Raw genomic sequence first — 937 nt, forward strand, 5'->3', positions numbered from 1 at the left:
GGACATGTCCGGCAGGACAGAGGGGGGCCTCGTAGAGCACAGACCGCAAAAGCTCTTCACCAGATCAAGTCACCCTCCCCGCGGCGGCCGCGATATCGGTTTCGTCTTCCAGGACCCATCCGCCAGCCTCGACCCCGTAATGCCAATCGGCAAACAAATCGCCGAAGTCGCCCGCACCCATCTCGGCCTCACCTGGTCCCAGTCCTATGCCAGGGCCAAAACCCTGCTCGAACGCGTCCGCCTGCCCGATCCTGACTCGGCCCTGCGCGCCTTCCCGCACCAGCTTTCCGGCGGCCAGAAGCAGCGTGTGGCGATCGCCGCCGCCATTGCGGCCGGTCCGAAATTGCTGATCGCCGACGAAGCGACCAGCGCGCTCGATACCATCGTGCAGGCCGAGATCGTCGCCTTGATCCGACGCCTGGTGACCGAGGACGGCATGACGCTGCTGTTCATCAGCCATGACATCGCGCTGGCGGCCGAGCTTGCCGGGCGCATCGCCGTTTTCCGCCATGGGCAGTTGGTCGAGCTTGGCATGACGGCGCAGATTGTCGGCGCCCCGGCCCAACCCTATACGCGCGCATTGCTCGATGCCGATATCGGCCTCGACACCAAGCCGCTGCTGAACCGAGCCGGGCTCCACGCATGAGCCTGCTGGCGGTGTCCAACCTCACCAAGCGCTACCGTCGCGGCGACAACACCATCGCTGCAGTCGACGATGTCTCCTTTCACATCGAGCCGGGCGAAACGCTGGCGTTGGCCGGACCCTCCGGCAGCGGCAAATCGACGATCGCGCGGGTGGTGCTGCGATTGATCGAGCCGGACGACGGACGCATCGAGTTCGAAGGCGACGATTTCCTGGCCCTGCGCAGCGCAGCACTGCGTGCCCGCCGCGCGCGCCTGCAAATGGTGTTCCAGGACCCGCTTGCCGCCTTCAACC

The 937-nt window shown here is 66.0% G+C and carries 2 protein-coding genes; both read left to right on the plus strand.

Annotated features, from left to right (window positions below; translation table 11 throughout):
* Positions 1 to 646: ATP-binding cassette domain-containing protein (locus tag EN884_RS37120; protein ID WP_245492066.1), on the plus strand; the 646-nt coding region annotated here is incomplete at its 5' end.
* On the plus strand, positions 643 to 937 hold a 295-nt coding region (locus tag EN884_RS37125; protein WP_128361189.1), incomplete at its 3' end, for an ATP-binding cassette domain-containing protein. The genes EN884_RS37120 and EN884_RS37125, both read left to right, overlap by 4 nt.

Source organism: Mesorhizobium sp. M7A.F.Ca.AU.001.01.1.1 (genome assembly GCF_004022735.1).
Lineage (GTDB): Bacteria > Pseudomonadota > Alphaproteobacteria > Rhizobiales > Rhizobiaceae > Mesorhizobium > Mesorhizobium ciceri.